General features: G+C 74.2%; 3 protein-coding genes. 2 read left to right on the top strand and 1 reads right to left on the bottom strand.

The window, feature by feature from the left end; translation table 11 throughout:
- Window positions 1–1,884, bottom strand: a 1,884-nt coding sequence (locus NBX02_RS04355; protein ID WP_250290087.1) for an ATP-dependent helicase, incomplete at its 3' end; no start/stop codon positions are given.
- Between the two features lie 116 nt (window positions 1,885–2,000).
- Here NBX02_RS04355 and NBX02_RS04350 point away from each other — a divergent pair.
- Complete coding sequence (locus NBX02_RS04350; protein ID WP_250287546.1) at window positions 2,001–2,240, top strand: mycoredoxin; 240 nt, start codon at window positions 2,001–2,003, stop codon at window positions 2,238–2,240.
- A 198-nt stretch (window positions 2,241–2,438) separates the two neighbouring features.
- A partial coding sequence (locus NBX02_RS04345; RefSeq protein ID WP_250290085.1) for a GAF domain-containing protein occupies window positions 2,439–2,950 on the top strand: 512 nt, incomplete at its 3' end.

Here is a 2,950-nt window from a genome sequence, read left to right as displayed (position 1 = left end):
CGCCGGCCCACCCGCCGGTCTGCCCGCCGACGCCGCCGGACGGGGCGCCAGACCGTCGAGGAAGCGCGACGGCCGGCGGGACCTGCGGCCGCCCTCGTGGCGGGCGAGCGCCCACGACAGCGCCAGCCGCTCGCGCGCCCGGGTGACGCCGACGTAGAGCAGGCGCCGCTCCTCCTCGACCTGCGCCGGGGTCTGCGCGTGGACGATAGGCAGCGTCCCCTCGGCCAGGCCGACCAGGAAGACCGCGTCCCACTCCAGGCCCTTGGCCGCGTGCAGGGACGCGAGCGTGACCCCCTCGACGGTGGGGATGTGCTGGTGGGCGGCCCGGTCGGCGAGATCGGCGACGAAGTGGTCGAGGGTGGCGCCCGGATCGGCGGCCGCCAGGGCCTCGGCGAGGCGCACGAGCGCGGCCAGGTTCTCCCAGCGCTCCCGCTGCGCGCCCGAGCCGTTCGGCGGGTCGTCGCCGCGCCAGCCCAGCGCGGCGAAGACCTCCGTGACCTCGGCCACCAGCCCCGCCGGCCGGTCGGTGTCGGCCGACCGCGCGGCCGCCCGCAACAGCTGGACGGCCTCGGCGACCTCCGGCCGCTCGAAGAACCGCTCACCGCCGCGGACCAGGTACGGGATGCCGGCGGCGGCGATCGCGGTCTCGTACGCCTCGGACTGGGCGTTGACCCGGTACAGCACGGCGATCTCGCTGGCGGGCACGCCGGCGCCCAACAGCGCGCGGATGCGGCGGGCGGCCGCGGCCGCCTCCTCGGGCTCGCTGTCGAACTCGGTGAACGTCGGGGCCGGGCCGTCCGGGCGTTGCGCGACCAGCCGCGGCGGCTCGTGCCGGGACACCGCGAGCACGGTCCCCGCCGCACCGTGCGTCCCTGGCCCGCCCGCCGTGTCCCGCGCGCCGGGAGGGCCGGCGGTGCCGGCCCTCCCGACCAGCCGGTTGGCCAGCCCGACCACCTGCGGGGTGGAGCGGTAGTCCCGCACGAGACGGACCACCTGGGCCTCGGGGAAGCGCCGGGGGAAGTCCAGCAGGTAGCGGGGGGACGCCCCGGTGAACGAGTAGATGGTCTGGTTGGCGTCACCGACCACGCAGATGCTGTCCCGCTCGCCGAGCCAGGCGTCGAGCAGGCGCTGCTGCAGCGGGTTGACGTCCTGGTACTCGTCCACCACGAAGTGGCGGTAGCGGGAGCGCAGCTCCTCGGCGACCCAGCCGTGCTCCTCGATCACGGCGGCGGTCAGCAGCAGCAGGTCGTCGAAGTCGAGCACGCCCGCCTCCCGCTTGGCCTGCTCGTAGGCGGTGTACAGCCGGGCGGCCACCTCGGGCGGGTGCGCCGTCTCGCGCCCGGCCGCGGCGGCGGCCGCCGGGTACTGCTCGGGGGTGAGCAGGGTGGCCTTGGCCCACTCGATCTCGGCGGTGAGGTCCCGGAGCTCGGTCCGGCCCGGTGTCAGGCCGGCCCGGCTCGCCGCCCGGCCCACCAGCGCGATCCTGCTCTCGACGAGCCTGGGCAGCGCGGCCCCGGCGATCCTGGGCCAGAAGTAGCCGAGCTGCCGCAGCGCGGCCGCATGGAAGGTGCGCGCCTGGACGCCGTCCGCGCCGAGTGTGCGCAGCCGGCCGCGCAGTTCCCCGGCCGCGCGCGTGGTGAAGGTCACAGCAAGTACCTGGCCGGGAGGGACGGTGCCCGACGCCACCAGGTGGCCGATCCGATGCGTGATCGCCCGCGTCTTGCCCGTGCCCGCGCCGGCCAGCACGCAGACCGGGCCGACCGGGGCGAGCACCGCCTGGCGCTGCTCCGGGTCGAGCGCGTCGACCAGCCACTGCCCGGACACGCCCGCACCGCCCGGGAACGGCGCGTCCCGCGCCGGGTCGTCGACGGTCGCACGCGCCATGGGAGGAGTCGCACGCGCCATGGGAGGAACGGTAGCCGCCGCCACCGACGGGAAGCGACCGGGCCGCGCCGCGGTTGTGAAGATTTGTTCTGTCACCGCTACCGAAGGGACCGTTCGTGCCGACGATCTACACCACGTCGTGGTGCGGCTACTGCACCCGCCTCAAGCGTCAGCTCGACCAGGCCGGCATCCCGTACGAAACGGTCGACATCGAGCAGAACCCACAGGCTGAACAGATCGTCCGAGCTATCAACAACGGCAACGCAACCGTGCCCACCGTCGTCTTCGAGGATGGCACCGCGCTGACGAACCCGAGCCTGCGCCAGGTCACGGAGAAGACCTCTTCTGCCGCATAACGGATACTCAGAGCGACAGATAGCAGCAGCAGAGCAGCGGCTGCGCGCCGACTTGAGCCCGTAGAGCTTGATCGAGGGACGGTCTCCGTCACTGCCCGTGAAGTTTGTGGGAGAGTTCGGGCTGTGTCGTCAGTACCTTCAGCACGTACGTGGAGCGCGGTCGATGCCGCACTGCAGGCCGCGGGCGCCATCCATGGGATGGAAGCGACAGGCTTCGTGGTCCTGTCGGGCTCGACCGCGACCTACCAGCGGACGGCGGGGACCATGCCCGGCCTCGACGCGGGTCTGACGCTGCCCCGGAGCGAGACCGTCAGCGCGAGGGTGCTCGACGGCGCGCCCGTCACGCTGGCGGGCGTCGGCAACGACCCCGCGTTCGCGGGGACGGACGAGCCGTCGCGCCTGGGAGTCCGCAGCTATGTCGCCATGCCGGTGGTGGGCGACGATGGGCGGTTACACGGTCTGCTCGTCGGGCTCGACCGGCAGCACGTCACCGTCCCCACGTCCGCGGTCACGCTGCTGCGGGGCATCGCTGACGCTCTGGGCGTCGTCGTCGGCACGGCCGAGCGTGACGAGACGGCCGAGCGTGACGAGACGGCCGAACGTGACGAGACGGCCGAACGTGACGAGACCGAACGGCGCAAGCCGCCGGCGGCGCCAGCTCCGGCCGCGCCGTCAGGCGGTGGCGCGACCCGGCCCGCGCGCCCGGGAGC

This window comes from Protofrankia sp. CiP1_Cm_nod1 (assembly GCF_920888515.1).
Lineage (GTDB): Bacteria > Actinomycetota > Actinomycetes > Frankiales > Frankiaceae > Protofrankia.
This window is presented reverse-complemented; position numbering and strand designations above follow the sequence as displayed.